Below are 20,952 nucleotides of genomic sequence, written 5' to 3' on the forward strand. Positions count from 1 at the left end.
CGCTCTATTTGTAGGTTCAGCTTGTAAGCCTTTGCCTAGTCTTACGTAAGCGATCAGTTCCTAATCGGCGGGATAGACCGCTATAAACGCCGTGATATTTTTGTATTGCGCTGATTTATAACGAAAATTTGTTGATGAACGTAGTGTGACAGAGCAAGCCACCTGTATCAGTCGCGTTGCACTCGCCTGGGAAAATACTAATATCAGTCCTGTGTCGACGGACAGACACACCTGTCACGGACGATGGGAAGGAAGGATATCGCAGGACGCGATTCATCAGGATGATGAAAAGGATTAAAGGGATTAGGGAAAAAATGTGGGCGGGTCAAACCGCCCCTTTTTTTTGCCTGCGATTTCTTGGTCCGAAAAAGCAAAAAGGCCCGCAAGGGGCCTTTTTCACGGAAGCAGCAACGATCAGCGTTCCAGATCCTTGAGCTTGCCTTCCTTGCCATCCCACTCTTCAGCGTCCGGCAGCGCATCTTTCTTCTCGGTAATGTTCGGCCAGATGTCCGCCAGTTCGGCGTTCAGCTCGATGAAGTTCTCCATGCCGGCCGGCACTTCGTCTTCCGAGAAAATGGCATTCGCCGGGCATTCCGGTTCACACAGGGCGCAGTCGATGCACTCGTCCGGGTGAATGACCAGGAAATTCGGCCCTTCGTAAAAGCAGTCCACCGGACACACTTCTACGCAGTCGGTGTACTTGCACTTGATGCAGTTGTCGGTGACGACGAAGGTCATTTCTAATTCTCTCCTCAGGCGGCGGCAGCGAAGCCCCTTCACGGTGGGGTCGCCAGGTTCGGGAGCGATAGTCTGCGAACCAGGCTAATAGTTCGCAGCATCCCAAACCGCGCGCGATTCTAACAGCTTGAAAGCCTGTGTGTTAGATCCGTGTCTTCAATGTATAGAGTAAATCCAGTGCCCGACGTGGTGTCAGGTCGTCCAGATCGAGCTTGGCCAGTTCATCGAGTACCGGATGCGGCAGGCTGGCGAACAGGTCGCTTTGCTGAGGTGCGGCCGGTTTGCCTTTGGTCGGGCGCGGTGTTTCATGAGGCAGGCTGGTGGTTTCCAGGCGGCTCAGGTGCTCGCGAGCACGGGTAATGACCTCACTTGGCACGCCGGCCAGTTGTGCGACTGCCAAGCCGTAGCTCTGGCTGGCCGGGCCGGGCAGCACGTGGTGCAGGAACACGATGCGTTCATTGTGCTCGGTGGCATTGAGGTGGACATTCGCCACCAAAGGCTGGCTTTCCGGCAACACGGTGAGTTCGAAGTAATGGGTGGCGAACAGCGTGTAGGCCCGCAGGTGCGCGAGGCGCTCGGCCGCTGCCCAGGCCAGGGACAAACCGTCGAAGGTGCTGGTACCGCGTCCGACTTCGTCCATCAGCACCAGACTGCGTTCGGTGGCGTTGTGCAGGATGTTCGCGGTTTCGCTCATTTCCACCATGAACGTCGAACGTCCACCGGCCAGGTCGTCGCTGGAGCCGATGCGGGTGAAGATCCGGTCCACCAGGGACAATTCGCAACTGGCCGCCGGAACGAAACTGCCAATGTGGGCCAGCAGCACGATCAACGCGGTTTGGCGCATGTAGGTGGATTTACCGCCCATGTTCGGGCCGGTGATTACCAACATGCGGGTGTTGTCGTCCAGGCTCAGGTCGTTGGCCACGAACGGCGTGGTCAGTACTTGCTCGACCACTGGGTGACGACCCTGGCTGATGCGCATGCACGGCTCGCTGACGAAGCGCGGGCAGTTGAGGTCCAGGTTCAGTGCGCGTTCGGCCAGGTTGCTCAGCACGTCCAGTTCCGCCAAGGCGCCGGCAGTGTCCTGTAACGGCGGCAATTGGCTGATCAGGTCTTCGAGCAACGCTTCATAGAGCATCTTTTCCCGGGCGAGGGCGCGGCTCTTGGCCGACAGCGCCTTGTCTTCGAACGCCTTGAGTTCCGGGGTGATGAAACGCTCGGCGCCCTTGAGGGTCTGGCGGCGGATGTAGTCGGCCGGGGCCTGTTCGGCCTGCTTGCTTGGCAATTCGATGAAATAACCGTGGATGCGGTTGTAGCCGACTTTGAGGTTGGCCAACCCCGTACGGGCTTTTTCCCGGGCTTCGAGGTCGATCAGGAACTGGCCGGCGTTCTCGCTCAGCGATTGCAGCTCGTCGAGTTCGGCATCGTAGCCGGTCTTCAGCACGCCACCGTCACGGATCACCGCCGGCGGGTTATCGATAATGGCTTTTTCCAGCAGCGCGGCCAGCTCAGGGTAGGTGCTGGTGGTGCGCGCCAGTTGCTGCAGGTGCGGCGCTTCGAGGTCGGTCATCGCCACTTGCAGTTCGGGCAAGGCGCCGAGGGCATCGCGCAGGCGCGCCAGGTCGCGGGGACGGGCGTTGCGCAAGCCGATACGGGCGAGGATTCGCTCGATGTCGCCGATTTCCTTGAGCTGCGGTTGCAACTGCTCGAAGCGATAACGATCCAGCAGGCAGGTAATGGAGGTTTGACGCGCCAGCAGCACGGTCAGGTCTCGCAGCGGACGGTTCAACCAGCGGGTCAGCAGGCGGCTGCCCATGGCGGTCTGGCAGCGATCGACCACCGATTGCAGGGTATTGTCGCGCCCGCCGGCGAGGTTGGTGTCCAGCTCCAGGTTGCGACGACTTGCGCCGTCCAGTACCACGGTGTCATCCAGGCGTTCGTGCCGCAGGCTGCGCAAGTGGGGCAGGGCGGTGCGCTGGGTTTCCTTGGCGTAGGCCAGCAGGCACCCGGCAGCGCCGATGGCCAGGGTCAGGTTTTCGCAACCGAAGCCCTTGAGGTCTTGGGTGGAAAACTGCTGGCAGAGACTTTTCAGCGCCGAATCACGCTCAAAATCCCACGGCGCTCGGCGCCGCACGCCACGGCGTTTTTCTGCCGGCAGGTCTTTGGGCCAGTCATCCGGGATCAACAGCTCCACCGGATTGACTCGCTCCAGTTCTGCCAGCAGGTTTTCCCAGCCCTTGATTTCCAGCACCGAGAAGTTACCGCTGGTGATGTCCAGCACCGCCAGGCCGAACAGGCGTTCATCGCCCAGCACGGCGGCGATCAGGTTGTCCCGGCGTTCATCCAGCAAGGCTTCGTCACTGACCGTGCCTGGGGTGATGATCCGTACGACTTGGCGTTCCACCGGCCCTTTGCTGGTGGCCGGGTCGCCGACTTGCTCGCAGATCACCACGGACTCGCCGAGTTTGACCAGCTTGGCCAGGTAACCTTCTGCCGCGTGGTAAGGAATCCCACACATCGGAATGGCCATGCCCGCCGATTGCCCACGTGCCGTCAGGGTGATGTCCAACAGCTTGGCGGCCTTCTTCGCGTCCTCGTAGAAGATCTCGTAGAAGTCGCCCATGCGATAGAACATCAGCTGATCGGGGTGCTGGTTCTTCAGGCGCCAGTATTGCTGCATCATCGGCGTGTGGCTGGAGAGGTCGTTCACGGCGGTATTCATGGGTGTCAGGCAAGCTCGTTGAAAGGTGTAGGGCAAAAGGAGGGGCATTGGCCCGGCTTTTCCGCGATGGGCGCAAGGTTAACATGGGTGGTCGGGGGGGACCCAGGCGTGAGTGGTTTTTGGGATTGGGGGCTTATCCGTTTTTTCGGTAACGGCTGCTTAGGGTTCCGCCCTGACGGCGGCTCACTTTTGAAGAGCCCGGAAGCCGGCCCAGTCAAAAGTAAGCAAAACGCTTTTGCCCCACCACTCGGTGCCTCGCCTAGGCTCGGCATGCCTGAACGAAGGCATCGTGGTTAACGGGGCGCCCCAGATCAAAAACAAAATCGAGGCGGCCTAATAGCCGACCTGGTTCTCCCGGTCGTACACCCATCATATCTGTGGGAGCAAAGCTTGCTCGCGAGGCGGCCTGACAGCCGACCTATCTCTCAGGCTGTACCCCGATCCAATGTGGGAGCTTGCTCGCGATGACGGCAGCCAATACAACTTAGTTGTAACTGAACTACCGCTATCGCGAGCAAGCTCACAGTGATTACTCGGGCTTCTCTTAGGTCTCGGCTTGCATCATGGATGGCTACCTCACCTCGACCACATCCAACGCCCGATTCGCCAGCAACTGGCTCAGCTCGATCATTTGCTGGACCCCTAGCGCGATATTCCGTCGCGAGCCCTTCAGGTCGAATGCCAGGTCGCTGACCATGGCGTTGGCCGAGGCCAGGGTTTCGCTGAGGTTGGCGAGCAGGCATTCGGCGTCGATGTTAGGCGCGATGATGAAAAGGGTGTCGGGTGTGTCGGCGGTGTCTTTGTCGGCTTTCGGCTTGAGGTAATAGTCCAGGGCGCGAGTGGCCGCGTCGTCGAGTTTCTTGGCGTTGGCCGATTGGCTGCGGGAGACGTGATCGTCTGGGGGATTTGGAGTGTTCTTCGGCATTCTATGGATCCTTGAAGTTGAGCCACCGCTCACTCGCGACTAAACGAGGGGCGGCAGCTGTACGCAGGTTAGTCGACCGGGGATCCAAGGAACCGGCGCGCCCGAGGGCGCCCTGCGCACAGCTACCATCAAGTGCAGGAATAAAAGTACCTGACTGAATGGAACAATGAGCACCTTGGAATACCGAGCGACTAAACCCGATCACTGATGGGCAGTGACAGGATCAAAAGTACCGACGGGCCCCAAGGCGCACAAGCCGGCGGATTCTGGCGTAGTTGTAGGCAGAGGCGCAAGGAAACGTAGCCTTGCGTCACACATTTGAAGGACGGGTTTGGAGTCTTTTCTTGGGGACGTGTAGGGCAAATCCCGGGTGGGAGAGTTTGGCTTTTGTAGGAGCTGGCGAAGCCTGCGATCTTTTGATCTTTTGATCTTTTGATCTTTTGATCTTTCGCTTGAGATTCAAGTGTCTGGGGAAAGATCGCAGCCTCGTTGCACTCGACAGCTCCTACACATTGCATATTTATGCGAAACAGCATTTGTCTTCTGCGAAAAGAACAAGCACTATGCGCGTTATGCAAAAACGCAACGTTTCTACCGTATTAAGAGCATTGCTCGATCAGCACGGGATCTCCCCCACGGAGCTTCACCGGCGTACCGGCGTGCCTCAGTCCACCCTCTCGCGGATCCTCAGCGGCAAGATCGTCGACCCTTCGGATAAACACATCTCGAAGATCGCCGAATATTTTGCCGTGAGCACCGATCAGTTGCGCGGGCGCGCGGACGTTGTGCCCGCTGGCAATACTCGCCGTGACGAGCCGCATTCCGAACTCAAGGACATAAGCCTGTGGGACGACGAAACACCCGTCGAAGAAGACGAAGTGTCGGTCCCTTTTCTGCGCGAGGTTGAATTGGCTGCTGGATCAGGAAGATTCGTCATCGAGGAAAGCGAGCGCTCAAGCCTGCGCTTCGGCAAGCGCAGCCTGCGCCACAACGGCGTGCAGTTCGACCAGGCCAAGTGCGTGACGGTGCGCGGCAATAGCATGTTGCCGGTGCTGCGCGACGGGGCCACGGTTGGGGTGAACGCAGGCAAGTGTGGGATCGGCGACATCGTCGACGGCGACCTCTACGCCATCAACCACAACGGCCAACTGCGGGTGAAGCAGCTTTATCGCCTACCCACCGGCATCCGTCTGCGCAGCTTCAACCGCGATGAACATCCGGACGAGGACTACACCTTCCAGGAAATGCAGGACGAGCAAATCGTCATCCTTGGCCACGTCTTCTGGTGGGGCATGTACGCCCGTTAACCCCTGCGCTGTCAGATAAAACCCGCCGCCGTGCGGGTTTTTTTTCGCCTCCTGAAAACCCGCAACCCCCGTGTTCCCAAGGGCTTCATGCATTTGCGCATTCTTCATGCATAAATAAATGCATTTACGCATTGACTGTATATGCATCCATGCATATTCTGTGTCCAAGCCGCTCGACAAAGCGGCTGGCAACGAAGCTCTTTAGTTCCACCAACAGGCAGCGATGAACCGGCCTTAACGGTTCAGAGGGTTGGCAACTGACCCGGGTGTGCAGCGTAAAGCACCAGAAGCAGTTATCCGGCGGGCAGGGACCGCGGCCGGAGGAACAATTTGAATGGATCCGTACCGCGCCAGTCGCGCCGAAAGATCAAGCGCATTACTGAAAAGCCTGGGCGACCGGGCTTTTTGGAATGCCTGTGCCGTGAGGTACTTCAAACCGCTGTCAAGGGAGAGGTCGCCAAAGGTATTTAGCCAATGACTTGGCGCCATCCCATCTTCTTATCCGGAAAAGATCCCGGTCCTACCCATTCATCAATCACCCCAGGAGGCGTGACATGACAAACGAGCAACAAGCGTTGCTGGACATGCCGATCTGGCTGGTCATCGTGCTCGCCCTGGTGGGCGGGGTGTCCGGCGAGATGTGGCGCGCCGACAAGGAGGGCGCCCGTGGCTGGCCGTTGCTGCGCCGCGTGGTTCTGCGCTCCGGTGCCTGCGTGGTCTGCGGCGTATCGGCAACCATGCTGTTGTACGCCCTCGGCATGTCGATCTGGAGCGCCTGCGCCTTGGGTTGTCTGACCGCCATGGCCGGTGCCGATGTGGCGATCGGTCTTTACGAGCGCTGGGTCGCCAAGCGGATCGGCGTCTGCGACGTGCCACCGCGGGACCTTCCTCCCGACCAGCACTGAGTCGGCAGCGCTGATTCATACAAAAGGAGGCGATCAATGCCAGCCCTCATCGAAAAACCGTCGCAGTTGTTCTCGGCCATTGCCCAGACATTGCGCGCTACTTATCCCGCCCTGAAAGTCGGCAGCCCCCAGGAGTTCGATGGCACCGACGACCAACCCTGGGTGCTGATTGCTCTTGAGCGTGATGCGCCCGGCCACCGCGCCAACGACGGGCGCATCGCTCATCTCCTGACGGTTTCCCTGCAAGTGGTCATGGCCGTGCCGGGGTGGGAGGCCTGCGACTTGGCCGCTGAGCTGAAACACCTGGTCATGGATAACCGTTGGGGGCTGTCGGGCGATCAATGCGACCTGCCCACGGAGCTCGATGGCCTGCCGTCCACGTTCATCAACCCGGCACGGCAATACACCGCCTGGACCCTTTCCTTCAACCAAACCCTGTACCTCGGCCCGACGCTGCTTGAGGACCCGCTGGGCATCCCGAAGTTTGCCCGTACCTGGGAAGTGTCGAACATCGACGACCCGGACCAATACACCGCACTCGAGGGCTGAGCCATGTTTGATGCGCTGTTACGGATGCATCTGGGGCCGATCATCGAGCGTCTGGCGCAGATGGAAACCGAGCTGGAAGACTTGCACCGGCGAGCGGAGAGTTTCTGCCGCATCGGCGTTTGCCAGGAAGTCGATGCGGCCCGCAACACCTGCAAGGTCAGTCATGGCGGACTGCTGACCCCAGCGATCCGTTTTTTCAACCCGAGCGCCGGCGCCCAGAGCGAGTCGCGGATTCCGTCCGTGGGCGAGCAATGCCTGTTGCTGAACCATGGCGGCGGCGAAGGCGGCGGGCAGGCGGTGGCGTTGTTTGGTCTCAACGGCGGTCAGTTCCCGCCCGTCTCGACCCAGGCCTCGTTGACCCGACGCCTCTATCAGGACGGTACGGAAAACGGCTACGACCATGCCAGCCATGTCCTGCACTGGCAAAACGGCCCCGCGGCGTTCAGCGGTTCTCGTGATGCCCTGCAGTTGAACATTGGCCCGTCGCGGCTGGCGATGACGCCCGAGACCATCGAATTGCAAGTCGGCGCCGTCGGCATTCGTCTCGACGCCTCCGGCGTGCACCTGAGCGGCCCGGTGGTGGATCACCAGGGACGCGTCATCAGTACCGCATAAGAGATTTCCTCATGATTGGAATCGATCGAAACACCGGCGCCACGGTCGACGACTGGCTGCAGTTTGTGCAGCGCGCCACCCGTGCACTGACCACGCCGTTGGGCACTCGCCAGAAGCGTCCGTTGTATGGCTGCGCACTCACGCAGCTGCTGGGGCAGAACCTCGGTGACGACCTGCTGATCCTTGCCCAGAGCCACGCGGCCCAAGCGTTCTACAACCCGGACAACGGCATCGATGATTTCGAGCCAGGGGTCATTGTCGCCAGCCGACAGGGTGCCGGCTTGTTGTTGCGTTTTGCCGGCACCTGGAAAAACCGCAAACAGACTTTCGAGGTGGTGACATGAGCATGCTGATACCCGGCCAGAACCAACTGGCCGAACCGGCCATCGTCACCGTCGAAGCGTTCGAGGACTTGCTCGCAGAGTTCAAGACCTTCGTGGTCGAGTATGTCGGCGCACGCTCTTCCGCCAGCGCGGCGAAGCTGGTGGACAGCCTCGAAAACGAAAGCGAACTGCTGACCCTGGCCCTCGAGGCGTTCTGTGTCCGGCTGCAAACCCACGAACGCAAATACAACGCCCGCATCAAGCAGATGTTGGCGTGGTGGGCCACGGGCACCAATCTCGACGCTCGCCTCGCGGACATGGGCCTTGAACGCCAGTTGCTCGATCCGGGCGACCCGGCGGCCTTCCCGCCCATTCCTCCGGTCTACGAGAGCGATGACGATGCCCGGTTACGCTATTACCTGGCGCCCCATGCCCCGGCGGCAGGCTCGCGTATGCAGTATCGGCGGGAGATCTTCACCCTTGGCGAACGGCCAGCGGTGAAGGTGGAAAACGCCTCGGCGGGCGTGGTGACCGTCACCTACACCTTCGACCCCGACGGTCATGCGGCGCAGGTCAAGGACGGCAACGGACGCCGCACCGCGCCGGGCGAAGTCACGGTCACGGTGCTGTCCCGTGACGGCGACGGCACGCCGACCGAGGCACTGCTCGACGGTGTTCGCCAACATTTCGCCCGGCCTGATGTACGACCGGAAACGGACTTGGTCATCGTGCAGGCCGCGCAGATCAAACCCTACAAAATCCGCGTCGTGGCGAAGATCAATGCCGGCCCGGATTCAGGGCTGACCCAGGTTGCCGCCGAGCAGCAGTTACAGGCATACGCCGAGGCGTGTCATCGCCTGGAAGGGCGGGTGGATCCGAGCTGGATCGACTACACGCTGCACAGCGCCGGCGCGGTTCAGCTGCAGATTCTCGAACCGCTTGCACCGATTGTGACAACGGCTTTCCAAGCCCCGTACTGCACGGGCATCGAGGTCGAGGTGGATACGTTATGAGTGACGACACACCTCGCCCGAGCTTGCTGCCGGCCAACAGTTCACCGTTGGAAAGGGCACTGGATCTGGGGTTCGCTCGGCTGCTCGAACGCATCGATCCGCCGTTTCCCGAGCTGATGAACCCTGCGACCACGCCCTTGGCGTTCCTGCCGTATCTCGCGGCGGATCGTGGGGTCAACGAGTGGAGCTCCGCGGCGCCCGAAGCTGAAAAGCGCCTGACCGTTGAACTCGCCTGGCCCACCACCCGGCAGGCCGGGACGCGAAAGGCGCTGGAAAATGCCGCCAAAGGTTTGCAACTGATGCCTGAAGTGCGCGCCTGGTATGAGCAAACACCGCCTGGCCCGCCCTACAGTTTTTCCGTCAGGGCATTTACCGAGCAGCCCTACAGCGAAGAAATCGACGCCCGTCTCGACCGCCGCCTGGCCGATGCCAAAAGCGAGCGCGACACCTTGAGGGTGTCTGTCGGCTTGAGTGCATTCGGCCGTCACGTCATCGGCGCCGCCACGTTGTGCGGCGAGCTGACCACGGTTTATCCGATTGTCATCGAAGGGCTGGAAGCCTCGGGCCAGGCCTTCATGGCCGCCGGGCTCTACACCGTCGAAACCTCCACTATTTATCCACAGGGGTCCTAAATGGCCGACTACTACACCCTGCTCACCGATGCGGGGATCGCCTACGAAACTGCCTGCAAGGCGGCGGGCACACCGATCAAGCTGTCGCAGATTTCCGTCGGTGACGGCGGCGGCACGCAATACAACCCGGCCGCAACCGCGACGGCACTCAAGCGTGAAGTCTGGCGCGGGCCGCTCAATGCGCTGTTCCAGGATGAAAACAACCCGAGCTGGCTGCTGGCCGAGGTCACCATTCCGTCCGACGTGGGCGGTTGGTATGTGCGTGAGGCCGGGATCTGGACCGATACCGGGATTCTGTACGCGATTGTCAAATACCCGGAGTCGTTCAAGCCGGTGTTGGCGACGTCCGGCTCGGGCAAAGAGTTCTACATCCGGTCGATTTTCGAGACCAGCAATGCTGAGTTGGTGACGCTGCTGATTGATGACACGGTGGTCAAGGCGACGCGGGCTTGGGTTGCAAGTTACGTCGCTGATGAGCTTGCCAAGCTCGACAGGAAGCAGTCGGTCCGAGTGGCGACGACAGCCAACATTGTCTTGAGTGGCGCGCAGGCGATCGATGGTGTTGCGGTGATCGCCGGGAATCGGGTCCTGGTCAAGTCCCAGACCTTGGCGAAAGACAACGGTATTTACGTGGCCGCGAACGGCGCTTGGGTTCGGGCAAAGGATGCCGATGCGAGTGTCGAAGTGACTTCGGGATTGATTGTCTCGGTGGAGGAGGGCGCGACGCTTGCCAACACGATCTGGCAGTTGATTACCGATGGTGCGATTGTGCTGGGCACTACGGGGTTGGCGTTTCAGAACGTGACGCAAGGGTTTGCGGCGATTAACTCGCCGGTGCTGGTTAATCCGACGGCAAATACGCCACCGATTTTCGATAGCAGCAAGTTGCTGGCCACTACCGAGTTTGTAGAGCGCGCGAAAGGGAACTATCGAGGATTCCTTAAAGCAACATCCAATACGACGCTGGTAGCTTCTACGGCGTTCGGTTCTATGGTGTCCTGCCTTGGGACGTTTAACGTCACTCTACCTGCTGCCAACAGCGGCGGTGCAGGCGGAACGGTAAGCCTTCGAAACCGGGGGACGGGGGTAGTAACCATTCTTTGTCCAGGTTCAGACAACATTAAGTCGGGCAGTCTTACTAAGACGACGATGGTTATGCCCGCGGGTTCCACGCTGGATCTTACTACTGACGGCGCCAGCGGGTGGTGGGCATCAGGCTCTGCCCAAATTGTGGATTCGACAGCCATCAACTCCTTAATTGGCAATTATTCGGGCATAAAGATCATTACTGCGTCGACTGCGCTGACGGTAAACGATACTGGATGTCTAATTATCGGATCTGTTGGGTTGGCTGGTTTAGATGTCACGTTGCCAAAACTATCAACGACAACACCCGGCCAATCAATCATTATTTCCGCAGGCGCAGGAAGTTTCAATTTGCAAGCCTTTGCGGACGATCTGATATCTATCGGATTATCTGTTCTCTCCGCTGTTCCTATTGATGTCTTCGAAAGCATCATATTGGTTTCCCATCATGGTGGATGGAGGGTGGTTTCGGGGACCGTATTGACTAAATATTCCAAGATGTTTGCCGCAGTTCTTGGATATGACTCCAGCCAGGCTTTACCCAGCGGGTGGCTATGTAAAACCGGGCACGGCTCGACCAATGGCACTGCTGGAGTAGTGTCGATCACGTTTCCCGTCGCATTTCCTACTGCGTGCATGGCTGTGGTAGCCAATTATGGCGGTGCCTCTTCAGCACAAAACCCTTCACTTTGTCAGATCGGAAACCCTACCCGTACGGGCTTCACGGGATATCTCACGAGTGTGATCAGCAATGCCGGTGCGGTGACAACGGGTGGTTTTAATTGGGTGGCGATCGGGTACTAGGGGGAAATATGTACGCTAAATGGATTGAAGAAGATGGTCGTTTTGCCTTCGAACGCGTTGATAACGGAGGTATTGTGATTACAGATGATGAACACGGGGCGCTTTTTGAGCCGGACAGGGGATCTAAAGTCATCGTGCTTGGGTCTGATGGTCGTCCAGCGTTGCAGGAACCGCCGTTGCCCACATCGGATGAGCTTGCGCTTGTTGAGCGCACGTGGAGAGACAAGCAGCTCGCAGTGACTGACGGGGTTGTTACACGCCATCGCGACGAAATAGAGGACGGTATCGTAACTACACTGACCTCCGATCAATACGGGGCGTTGCAGACCTACCGACGTGCCTTGCGCAATTGGCCGGAGGCCGGCGAATTTCCGCTGATTGACCATCGGCCGCCAGCGCCCGATTGGCTAGCTATGCAACACCCTCAATAAACGCCCCGCACCGACGGGGCGTTTTCTTTCCCGCAACACATCACAAAAACCTGACAACGGCCCCGCATACACGGGGCTTTTTCATATCTGGAGAAACACAAATGGCACCACGCCAAACCTACACCGTGCTCCTCCCATTCCCCACCGGGGGTGGTCACTGGTCGAGCGTCGGCCAGGAACTTGACCTGCTCGACGTCGAGGCCAATGCCTTGCGCAGCGCCGGTCGCCTGGCACTGAAAAAAACCGAAGTCGTCGAACCGGCTTCTGCATCCACCCCGGCCAAAAAGGCCACCACCAAAAAGGCTGAATAACCATGGCTGAGGTTTTGAACTTCGAGCACAACGGCATTACCGTCAATGCCACTGAATCTCCCGAGGCCATGGGTGGCCTGGGGGACAACGTCATCGGGCTGGTCGGCACCGCGCCGAATGCCAACGCGCTGATTCCGAAAAACACCCCGTTCCGCATCAACAGCTTCACCACCCAGGCCCAGTTGGACCCGAGTGGAGCCGAGGCGGGGACGTTGTTCCACGCCGTCTACCAGATCCTCAAAGTGGTCAAGGTGCCGGTGTACGTGGTCATCGTCGAAGAGGGCGCGACGCTGGCCGACACGCAGAATAATGTGATCGGCGGTATCGAAGCGCAGACCGGCCGTAAGCTGGGCCTGGCCGCGTTGAGTGGGGTTGCCGAAGACCTGACCATCATCGGCGCGCCGGGCTTCACCGGCACCAAGGCGGTGGCCAGCGAGTTCGCTTCGTTCGGCAAACGCATCAAGGCCCGTGTGGTGCTCGATGGCAAGGACGCCTCGGTCGCCGATCAAGTGACCTACAGCCAGGAACTGGGCGGCGCGGACCTCGGGTTCGACCGTTGCCTGGTGGTGCACAACATGCCGGCGGTGTACTCCAAGGCCGCGAAGAAAAACGTTTTCCTGGCCCCGTCGAGCCTGGCCATCGCCGCCCTCGCCAAGGTCAAGCAATGGGAGAGCCCGGGCAACCAGGTGACCTACGCCGAAGACGTCTCGCGCACCGTCGAATACAACATCCTCGACACCTCCACCGAAGGCGATCTGCTCAACCGCTACGGCGTCAGCTATTACGCCCGGACCATCCTCGGCGGCTTCTCGCTGCTGGGCAACCGTTCCATCACCGGCAAGTTCATCAGCTACGTCGGCCTGGAAGATGCCATCAGCCGCAAGCTGGTGAAGGCCGGCCAGAAGGCCATGGCCAAGAACCTGACCAAGTCGTTCATGGACCAGGAGGTCAAGCGCATCAACGACTGGCTGCAAACCCTGGTCGCCGACGAAACCATCCCTGGCGGCAGCGTGTACCTGCACCCGGAATTGAACAGCGTCGAGAAGTACAAGAACGGCACCTGGTACGTGGTCATCGACTACGGCCGCTACGCGCCGAACGAACACATGATTTATCAACTCAATGCCCGCGATGAAATCATCGAGCAGTTCCTGGAGGACGTTCTCTAATGTTTACCAACCGCGTAAGACAGGCCATCGCGGCCACCCTGCAAGGCTTGCCGTTGTCGGCGACCGTGGAAGATTTCACCCCGCCGAAAATCGAATTCGAAATGGAAGAGATGCGCGGCGGCCGTTTCATTGGCGAGGAAATGGCCAAGGGCGGCAAAGTGCTGACGGCCAAGCTGACGCTGCAAGGTCTCGGCCCGGAAGTCATGCTGGCGCTGGGCGTGAGCGTGGGCGACGACATTCTGCTGAACGTGCGTGAAGCCGGCCAGGACCAGGACGGCAACACTTGGTTCACCTACCACACGGTGGGCGGCAAGTTGAAATCCCTTGAGGAAACCGCCCTGAAAATGAACGAGAAGCCCAAGACCATCCTCGACCTGTCCTGCCGCACCTACAACCGCCTGGAAAACGGCGTCCCGGTGATCGACATCGACGTGCGCACCCAGAAATTCGTGCTCAACGGCGTCGACATTCTCGGTGATGCCCGCCGTGCGGTGTTGTTGCCTTAAAGGTGCAGTCCCTGTGGGAGCGGGCTTGCTCGCGAAGAGGCCATCAGCTTCAACATGAATTTGACTGACCCACCGCTTTCGCGAGCAAGCCCGCTCCCACAGGGTGCTCGTTCTCCCTGTTCATCAAGGAATTCACTTCATGCCCTGGACACCTCCCGTTCACGTATTGCTGTCGCCGATCATTGGTGACGACGATTCGCAGATCGAACAGCTCCCACTCAAACCCCTCTTCTACGCCGCGCAGAAAGAAGCCCTGGCCCGCGCCGGTGATGACGAAGACGACCAGTTCTTCGAGCTGGCCAAACTGGCCACCGGCCTGTCGGTCAAGGAGCTGGATCAGCTCAAGCGCCCGGACTACGTCAGCATTGCCCAGTACGTGCACGAAATGTCCACGCGCCCGGCGTCGTATTTTCTGGAGGAGCCACAGGCCGATCCCGACCAAGTGCAACTGCTGCAACCGCTCGACGTCGCGGGCCGTAGCCTGACTGCGCTGACCCTGGAAATGCCGGTGCTGCGTGCCACCAAGGCGATGAAAAAACTGAAGACGGCCAAGGAACGCGCCGAGTTCATCACCGCCCATTGCACCGGCCTGATGATTCCCGATCTCGATCGGCTGACCGTGCCCGACTGGACACAACTGCAGGTACGCATCGACGATTTTTTAAACAAACCGGCGGACTTCTTTCGGAGCGCGACATCGAAGTGATCCTCGATGTGGTGCCGCTCATTTACTCGGTAAGTGAGGCGGAAATCCTGGAGTGGGACGCCGGCAAGGCCTTGCGCCGATACGACATCGCGATCACTCGCCTTGGCGTGAAACAGGAGTAGAGCGGGATGGCAGACAGCAAGTATTCGCTGTCCGGTGCAGCGAGCATTGGCAGCGTATCTGAAACGTCGGGTCTGAACCTTGCATTGACCACAGCCAGTCTCGACATCCGTCTGCTGGTATCGGAGCAGGTCAAACTGCGGGAAACGCTAACATTGTTGAACGTTGCCCTGTCACAGCAGCAGTCGCTGCTCAAGACAAATGGCTCGACGGCGGCTTCAGGCAGTGAACCGAAGTCCAAGCTAAAGGCCGAGGTTGAACAAAGCGTACCACCTGATCGACGCAAGTCTTCCATGGCCCTGGAGTTGGCGATGGTTGAGCTCAATCTGGTGGCGAACCTGAGCAAGGATCAGCTCTCCGGCATGGCGATTGCCAATCTGAAGATGGCCAGCGAAAGGCAGGTGGCCCCCAGTGGGGCGACTGCCGTGCAGTTGACTCAGGTCGAACTGGCAGCGGCTAAAGCGGGTATCGGAAGCGGCCTCGACCCAGCCAAAAAACAGGACGAGTTGCTGAACTTCGCCCGCGATAGCGCGGTAATGGCGTCGGCGTTCAATCTCGATGTCAAGGCCGCCAGCGAGATGTTGTTGGGCTGGCGCACCGGGTTGGAGCTGGACCGGGCACAAAGCCTGCGCCTGGCGGATGCGACCAACCACCTTGGCAACAGCGGCTTGAATGTCAAAGCGGCCGATATTGGCTCAGTAGTGCAACGCGGTGGCGAGGCTGGCATTGCCGCGGGAATGACCCCGGAGCAAGTGGCGGCCCTCGCGGCGGCGTTCCTGAACAGCGGCGTGGACAAGGCTGGTGCCGGTGAGGCTTTGAAAGGTTTCACCACGGTGTTGGCCAAGGGGGACGCGGCTTCACCGCAGCAGCGTCAGGCTTGGACGGCGCTGGACCCCGGATTCAATCCAGCGATGCTAGCCGACGGCCTTCGTACGGACGCACCGGGGACCATCAATCTGGTGCTTGAAGCACTGAAGAAAAAACCTGCCGAAGAACAGCAGTCGCTGACCAAGGTTCTGTTTGGCGATAACACGGCGATTCTTGAGCTGCTGAAAAAACCGCAAGACACCCAGAAGGCGTTTCTGCTGGTGTCCGAGCGGACCACCGACGGGGCGTTGCCGAAATACGACGGCTCCGTAGCCAAAACCGCTGAAACGCTTGGGGGGACCTCACAAGGACGGTGGAATGCTCATGATGCGAGTCAGACCCGTCTGTCTTCGGCTGTTGGCAATGCGCTAATGCCGGTGAATGACGGTTTGACGGCCTCCCTCGATACGGTGACGGGAGGTTTGAGTTCGCTGGCAGAAGACTCCCCGAAGGCCGCGGCGGGAGTTGCGCTTGCAGTCGCGGCCGTCGGATCTCTACTGACCCTGCTTGGCAGCGCCGTGTTGTCGGAGGGGCTTTCGAGAGTGGGCAAGAAAGTCCTTGATCAGACGGCCGCGCGCCTGCCCGATAGTGTGGGGGATGTGATTGCCGATGTTGATGAGGGTGCCCGCAAGGGTAAGAACGGCAAACAAGGAAACCACCGTGCAACCAGAGCCAAACCTGCAGGCGTGGCGAGTCGTTTGATGGGGGCCGTGGCCAAGGCCGAACCTTTGGTCAGTAAAGCGGCGGCACCGCTGATGGTGCTTAGTGCCGGATACGATGCATACAAAGGATTGCGCGACGGGGACGACAAGGCTGTTGGAGGTGCAGTCGGCGAGATGACCGGAACGGTCGTGGGGGCAGCGATCGGGTCGTTTTTACTGCCGGGTATTGGTACGGCAATCGGCGGTCTTGTTGGTGGCATGGCCGGTTCGTGGTTGGGTGAGCAACTGGCATCTCCTTCCGATCAGCTCATGGCTCCGGAGGCGGTGACTAAAGACCTGGCTAGCGCCCAGACAACCACGCAACAGAACACCATGACCGCCAACATCTACATCAACGGCCAGGACCAGGCCAGCGCGAGTCAGTTGGCCAACCTGGTCGTGCAGCAGCTCTCGGGCCAATTCGGCTTAACGACCATGCCCAACTCACTCGCCATGCGCAGTGACGCGGCGCTGACCGACGGAGGTACGTGATGCGTCAGCAAATGGCACTCGGCAGTTTCATTTTCGGTCTGTCGAGAAACTTTGCGTACCACAGCCTGGTACGCACCTCGGACGGTGGCTGGAAGAGCATCGACATCCTCACCAGCAAACCCAAGTCCAGCCAGGTCGGCCAAGGCCTGCAAGGGCTGACGATCACCGGCAAGTCGATGTACGCGACCGCCATGGATCGCCTCGATGAGTTGCGCGCCTTGCAGGCGCAGCGCGTGCCTGTGCCGTTGGTCGATGGCATCGGCCGCAACTGGGGCCTGTGGCAGATCAACAAGGTGACGGAAACCCAGACCGAGATCATTGATGACGGTACGGCGATGGTGGTCGGCTGGGTGGTTGAATTGACGGAGTTCGCCAATGCGTAGGGTTCGAAGTATCGCCGGTGATTCGGTGAATCTGTTGCTGTACCGCGAGCTTGAGCGTTGTGACGATATCGTCGAGGAGGCGCTCTGGCTGCTCAATCCGGGCTTGGCTGAATGGGGCCCGGTATTGCCTGCAGGCGTATGGGTGGTCTTGCCGGAAGTGGACCTCAAGCCCGTGGCAACCCCACCGGTTTCGGCCTGGGATTAAGGAGGCAACATGTCACTGGGTTTCACGCCTGCGGTGGAAATTTATGGTGCGAACGCTGCACTGCTCAACGAACGCCTGCTCAAGTGGGAGCATGTCGACGCGGCGGGCATCGAGTCCGATCAGCTGACGCTCACCATTAGCCTGGACGGGCTCGAAGGGTTGCCCAGCCTTGGCGGCAAGATTGGCCTGCGGGTCGGTTATCTGGAGTCGGGGCTGGTGGATAAAGGCGAGTTCGTCATCACCCGGCGCACGCCGTTCCTGTTTCCCCTGCAACTCGTGCTGGTGGCCATGGCCGCACCCTTCAGTGCCGCGGACCAGACCGGGTTCAAGCAACGCCGATCCGTCAGTTATGGCCCGACCACCCTGGGGACGCTGTTTCGGCAATTGACCTCCAGGCACGGTTTTTCCCCGCGGGTGGCGCCGGACCTGTCGCTGATCAAAATCGAGCATGTCGACCAGACCAACGAAACCGACATGGGTTTCCTCACGCGTCTGGCCCACCGTTATGACGCTGTCGCCAAGCCGATCAACGAGTTGTATGTGCTGGCTCGGCGCGGTCAGGCGAAGTCATTGTCGGGCAAGGTCTTGCCCGAGATGAAACTCTCGGTGACCACCAACAACCGCCCGGGCGACCACGCTTTTACCTCGGCCAAGCTGGATGAAACCGCCCGGGCGAAATATCAGGGCTGCAAGACCCGTTGGTGGGATGCGGCGGCCGGCAAACTGCAGGTCGAGGAGAGCGGCCTCGCGCCGTTCAAGACCCTGCGCCAACGTTTCCAGAGCGCAGACGATGCCCGCGCCGCCGGTGAAGGCGAGGTGCGCCGGATGATGCGCGAAGCCCTCAAGGTGAGCATCGAATGCCCCGGCAACCCGGGACTCTCCGCCGAGGGCATCGTACTGCTGGACCCGACCTGGCCGGATTTCATGCGCGGTCGCTGGTCGATCGACAAGGTCACCGCCAGTGGTGATCGGGAAAAAAGCTATCGCTGCTTGATTCATGCAACCTGCCTGGATGCCAAGGCCTGACCCCAATCCCCTGTGGGAGCGAGCTTGCTCGCGAAGACGCCAGCACATCCAACATCAGAGTTGCCTGACCTACCGCTTTCGCGAGCAAGCCCGCTCCCACAGGGTTGACTCGCACCTTCAGATACTGGAGTCCCCCCATGAAGATCACACCGATCCTCACGCAGTTGCGTGAGCAATGTCCGACGCTCGCCCAGCGCGTGGCCGCAGGCTTCGACCTCGCCACGCTGCAAGCCGAGACCCCGCTGCAAACACCCTGTGCCTATGTCCTGCCAACCGCCGACATTGCCAGCAAGAACGCGGCTCAGAACGTCACGCTGCAAGCGGTACGTGATCGCTTCGATGCCGTGCTGGTGCTCGACGCCACTGACCCGACAAAAGCGCTGGATCTGTTGCACGACCTGCGGGCCGAACTGTGGCGCGCGCTGGTGGGGTTCAAGCCGGGCGCCGAGTACACCGGCATTGAATACGACGGCAGCGAACTGGTTTCCATCAACAGCAGCCGCGTGTTGTACCGGCTGCGCTTTTTCGCCGAGTTCCAGCTGGGCCGCAATCTGGCGAGCCAGCCTGCCGAAAGCTGGCACGAGCGTGAACTGGACGGCTTGTCGTCCTTTACCGGGGCCACCGTGCGGGTCGATGCCATCGACCCGGCGGACCCCAACCTGAAACGTCCCGGCCCCGACGGGCGCGTGGAACTGACTTTCTCTGGAGACGTAACCCCATGAGCAAACGCATCACCGTGCTGCCGGCCCCGGGCCGTGCCGTACCGGACCCGGAAGCGGGCGATCTGTTGCCCCTCGAAGGCCGTGAAGTGCCGGACAACGCCTGGTGGCGTCGACGTCTGGCCGATGGCGATATCACTACCAAAGCCGTGAAAGCGGCAAAACCACAGGGAGCCAAATAATGGCGATCGGATTCAGCAACATTCCCGCGGACATTCGTGTACCGCTGTTTTACGCCGAAATGGACAACTCGGCCGCCAATAGCGCGTCATCGGCCATGCGCCGGTTGATCGTCGCCCAGGTCAACGACAACGTCGCCCCGGCCGAGGTCGGCAAACTGGTGCTGGTGTCCAGCGTCGCGCTGGCCAAGAACATCGGCGGGCAGGGCTCGATGCTCGCCTCGATGTACGAGACCTGGCGCAAGACCGACCCACTCGGTGAAATCTGGTGCCTGCCGCTGCACAACGTCGAAGGCGCCATCGCCCAGGGCGTGCTGACCCTCACCGGCGCCGCGACTGAAAGCGGTGTGCTCAACCTGTACGTCGGCGGTGTGCGCGTCCAGGCCGCCATCGTCAACGGTGCCACGGCGGCGCAGGCCGCCACTGCGCTGGCCTTGAAAATCAACGCAGCCGCCGACCTGCCGGTGACCGCTGCGGCCGCCGAAGGTGTGGTGACCCTCAGCGCCAAATGGACCGGTGACAGCGGCAACGACATCAGCCTGCAATTCAATCGCCTGGGCAAGAGCAATGGCGAAAACACCCCGGCGGGGCTGACCACCGCCATCACCACGATGACCGGCGGCGCCGGTGTGCCGGACCAGACCGCTGCGGTCGCGGCCCTGGGCGACGAGCCGTTCGAGTTCATCGCCATGCCCTGGTCCGATGTGGCGAGCCTCAACACCTGGCAAGCGGTCATGGACGACAGCACTGGTCGCTGGTCCTGGGCCAAGCAGTTGTTCGGCCACGTCTATAGCGCCAAGCGCGGCACCCTCGGCACCCTGGTCGCCGCCGGTCAGGCGCGCAACGACCAGCACATGACCATCCAGGCCCTGGAGCTGGGCGTACCGCAACCGTTCTGGGTCCAGGCCGCTGCGTTGGCTGCGCGCACGGCGGTGTTCATCTCCGCCGACGCCAGCCGTCCGACCCAGAGCGGCAGCTTGCCAGGCCTGGACCCGGCACCGGCCAGCGAACGTTTCACCCTGACCGAGCGCCAGTCGCTGCTCAATTACGGCATCGCGACCGCGTATTACGAAGGTGGCTACGTGCGCATCCAGCGTTCCATCACCACGTATCAGAAGAATGCCTTCGGCCAGGCTGACAACTCCTACCTGGACAGCGAAACCATGCACCAGTCGGCGTTCATCGTCCGTCGCCTGCAAAGCGTGATCACCAGCAAGTACGGTCGCCACAAACTGGCCGCCGACGGCACCCGTTTCGGCGCCGGCCAGCCCATCGTGACTCCGAGCACGATTCGCGGTGAGTTGATCGCCCAGTACGCCAAGCTCGAACTGGAAGGCCACGTGGAAAACGCCGAGCTGTTCGCCGAGCACCTTGTTGTCGAGCGTGACAGTCAGGACCCGAGCCGGGTCAATGTGCTGTTCCCGCCGGATTACATCAATGGCCTGCGGGTGTTCGCGCTGCTCAACCAGTTCCGCCTGCAATACGACGCCGCCGCCTGAAGGTCGCGTTCAATCGCAT

23 protein-coding genes are annotated in these 20,952 nt (G+C 60.4%); 20 read left to right on the forward strand and 3 right to left on the reverse strand.

All coding sequences use genetic code 11. From position 1 onward, the window contains the following. Positions 1 to 414 precede the first annotated feature (414 nt). The 3 genes from fdxA to GFU70_RS05695 all read right to left on the reverse strand — a co-directional run bounded on the left by fdxA (position 415) and on the right by GFU70_RS05695 (position 4,385). A complete protein-coding gene (fdxA, locus tag GFU70_RS05685) occupies positions 415 to 738 on the reverse strand; it encodes a ferredoxin FdxA (RefSeq protein WP_003198291.1) in 324 nt (107 codons plus the stop codon). Positions 739 to 880: 142 nt separating this feature from the next. After that, complete coding sequence (mutS, locus tag GFU70_RS05690) at positions 881 to 3,448, reverse strand: DNA mismatch repair protein MutS (protein ID WP_193034299.1); 2,568 nt, start codon at positions 3,446 to 3,448, stop codon at positions 881 to 883. A 583-nt stretch (positions 3,449 to 4,031) separates the two neighbouring features. Then, a complete protein-coding gene (locus GFU70_RS05695) occupies positions 4,032 to 4,385 on the reverse strand; it encodes a DUF6124 family protein (RefSeq protein WP_153387718.1) in 354 nt (117 codons plus the stop codon). A 572-nt stretch (positions 4,386 to 4,957) separates the two neighbouring features. Between GFU70_RS05695 and GFU70_RS05700 the strand changes: the two genes are divergently transcribed. The 20 genes from GFU70_RS05700 to GFU70_RS05795 all read left to right on the forward strand — a co-directional run bounded on the left by GFU70_RS05700 (position 4,958) and on the right by GFU70_RS05795 (position 20,933). Then, complete coding sequence (locus GFU70_RS05700) at positions 4,958 to 5,692, forward strand: helix-turn-helix transcriptional regulator (RefSeq protein WP_058542523.1); 735 nt, start codon at positions 4,958 to 4,960, stop codon at positions 5,690 to 5,692. A gap of 554 nt (positions 5,693 to 6,246) precedes the next feature. Next, complete coding sequence (locus GFU70_RS05705) at positions 6,247 to 6,597, forward strand: phage holin family protein (protein ID WP_058542520.1); 351 nt, start codon at positions 6,247 to 6,249, stop codon at positions 6,595 to 6,597. Positions 6,598 to 6,633: 36 nt separating this feature from the next. After that, the gene (locus tag GFU70_RS05710) at positions 6,634 to 7,146 is read left to right on the forward strand and encodes a hypothetical protein (RefSeq protein ID WP_116643073.1); all 513 of its coding nucleotides are present in this window, start codon (positions 6,634 to 6,636) and stop codon (positions 7,144 to 7,146) included. A 3-nt stretch (positions 7,147 to 7,149) separates the two neighbouring features. Continuing rightward, positions 7,150 to 7,761, forward strand: a complete 612-nt coding sequence (locus tag GFU70_RS05715; protein WP_116643072.1) for a phage baseplate assembly protein V — start codon at positions 7,150 to 7,152, stop codon at positions 7,759 to 7,761. Positions 7,762 to 7,772: 11 nt separating this feature from the next. After that, a complete protein-coding gene (locus GFU70_RS05720) occupies positions 7,773 to 8,105 on the forward strand; it encodes a phage baseplate protein (RefSeq protein ID WP_116643071.1) in 333 nt (110 codons plus the stop codon). Beyond that, positions 8,102 to 9,097 carry a baseplate J/gp47 family protein gene (locus GFU70_RS05725; RefSeq protein ID WP_058542516.1) on the forward strand — a complete coding sequence of 332 codons (996 nt, stop codon included), beginning with the start codon at positions 8,102 to 8,104 and terminating at the stop codon, positions 9,095 to 9,097. The genes GFU70_RS05720 and GFU70_RS05725 overlap by 4 nt, the downstream gene beginning before the upstream one ends. Then, positions 9,094 to 9,729, forward strand: a complete 636-nt coding sequence (locus tag GFU70_RS05730) for a phage tail protein I (RefSeq protein ID WP_153387719.1) — start codon at positions 9,094 to 9,096, stop codon at positions 9,727 to 9,729. Before GFU70_RS05725 ends, GFU70_RS05730 begins: the two co-directional genes overlap by 4 nt. Then, positions 9,730 to 11,619, forward strand: a complete 1,890-nt coding sequence (locus tag GFU70_RS28660; RefSeq protein ID WP_226921044.1) for a phage tail protein — start codon at positions 9,730 to 9,732, stop codon at positions 11,617 to 11,619. Positions 11,620 to 11,627: 8 nt separating this feature from the next. After that, positions 11,628 to 12,050, forward strand: a complete 423-nt coding sequence (locus tag GFU70_RS05740; protein ID WP_193034277.1) for a phage tail protein — start codon at positions 11,628 to 11,630, stop codon at positions 12,048 to 12,050. A gap of 101 nt (positions 12,051 to 12,151) precedes the next feature. Then, the gene (locus GFU70_RS05745) at positions 12,152 to 12,361 is read left to right on the forward strand and encodes a hypothetical protein (protein ID WP_153387720.1); all 210 of its coding nucleotides are present in this window, start codon (positions 12,152 to 12,154) and stop codon (positions 12,359 to 12,361) included. A 2-nt stretch (positions 12,362 to 12,363) separates the two neighbouring features. Next, on the forward strand, positions 12,364 to 13,530 hold the full coding sequence (locus GFU70_RS05750) for a hypothetical protein (protein WP_058542794.1): 1,167 nt from the start codon (positions 12,364 to 12,366) through the stop codon (positions 13,528 to 13,530). Next, on the forward strand, positions 13,530 to 14,036 hold the full coding sequence (locus GFU70_RS05755) for a phage major tail tube protein (protein WP_058542795.1): 507 nt from the start codon (positions 13,530 to 13,532) through the stop codon (positions 14,034 to 14,036). Before GFU70_RS05750 ends, GFU70_RS05755 begins: the two co-directional genes overlap by 1 nt. A 139-nt stretch (positions 14,037 to 14,175) precedes the next feature. After that, positions 14,176 to 14,742 (forward strand): phage tail assembly protein, encoded by a 567-nt coding sequence (locus GFU70_RS05760; protein ID WP_058542796.1) that lies wholly within the window; start codon positions 14,176 to 14,178, stop codon positions 14,740 to 14,742. Between the two features lie 128 nt (positions 14,743 to 14,870). Then, a complete protein-coding gene (locus GFU70_RS05765; protein ID WP_153387721.1) occupies positions 14,871 to 16,922 on the forward strand; it encodes a phage tail tape measure protein in 2,052 nt (683 codons plus the stop codon). Further along, the gene (locus GFU70_RS05770) at positions 16,922 to 17,305 is read left to right on the forward strand and encodes a phage tail protein (protein WP_038857206.1); all 384 of its coding nucleotides are present in this window, start codon (positions 16,922 to 16,924) and stop codon (positions 17,303 to 17,305) included. Before GFU70_RS05765 ends, GFU70_RS05770 begins: the two co-directional genes overlap by 1 nt. Then, positions 17,298 to 17,510 carry a tail protein X gene (locus GFU70_RS05775; protein WP_058542798.1) on the forward strand — a complete coding sequence of 71 codons (213 nt, stop codon included), beginning with the start codon at positions 17,298 to 17,300 and terminating at the stop codon, positions 17,508 to 17,510. Before GFU70_RS05770 ends, GFU70_RS05775 begins: the two co-directional genes overlap by 8 nt. Positions 17,511 to 17,519: 9 nt before the next feature. Then, on the forward strand, positions 17,520 to 18,536 hold the full coding sequence (locus GFU70_RS05780; RefSeq protein ID WP_153387722.1) for a contractile injection system protein, VgrG/Pvc8 family: 1,017 nt from the start codon (positions 17,520 to 17,522) through the stop codon (positions 18,534 to 18,536). Between the two features lie 137 nt (positions 18,537 to 18,673). Continuing rightward, the gene (locus GFU70_RS05785) at positions 18,674 to 19,258 is read left to right on the forward strand and encodes a hypothetical protein (protein ID WP_153387723.1); all 585 of its coding nucleotides are present in this window, start codon (positions 18,674 to 18,676) and stop codon (positions 19,256 to 19,258) included. After that, positions 19,255 to 19,437, forward strand: a complete 183-nt coding sequence (locus tag GFU70_RS05790; protein WP_003198311.1) for a DUF2635 domain-containing protein — start codon at positions 19,255 to 19,257, stop codon at positions 19,435 to 19,437. The genes GFU70_RS05785 and GFU70_RS05790 overlap by 4 nt, the downstream gene beginning before the upstream one ends. Then, positions 19,437 to 20,933 carry a phage tail sheath subtilisin-like domain-containing protein gene (locus GFU70_RS05795; RefSeq protein ID WP_116643060.1) on the forward strand — a complete coding sequence of 499 codons (1,497 nt, stop codon included), beginning with the start codon at positions 19,437 to 19,439 and terminating at the stop codon, positions 20,931 to 20,933. Before GFU70_RS05790 ends, GFU70_RS05795 begins: the two co-directional genes overlap by 1 nt. The last annotated feature ends 19 nt before the right edge of the window (positions 20,934 to 20,952 follow it).

The sequence above is a fragment of the Pseudomonas brassicacearum genome (genome assembly GCF_009601685.2).
GTDB lineage: Bacteria > Pseudomonadota > Gammaproteobacteria > Pseudomonadales > Pseudomonadaceae > Aquipseudomonas > Aquipseudomonas kilonensis_B.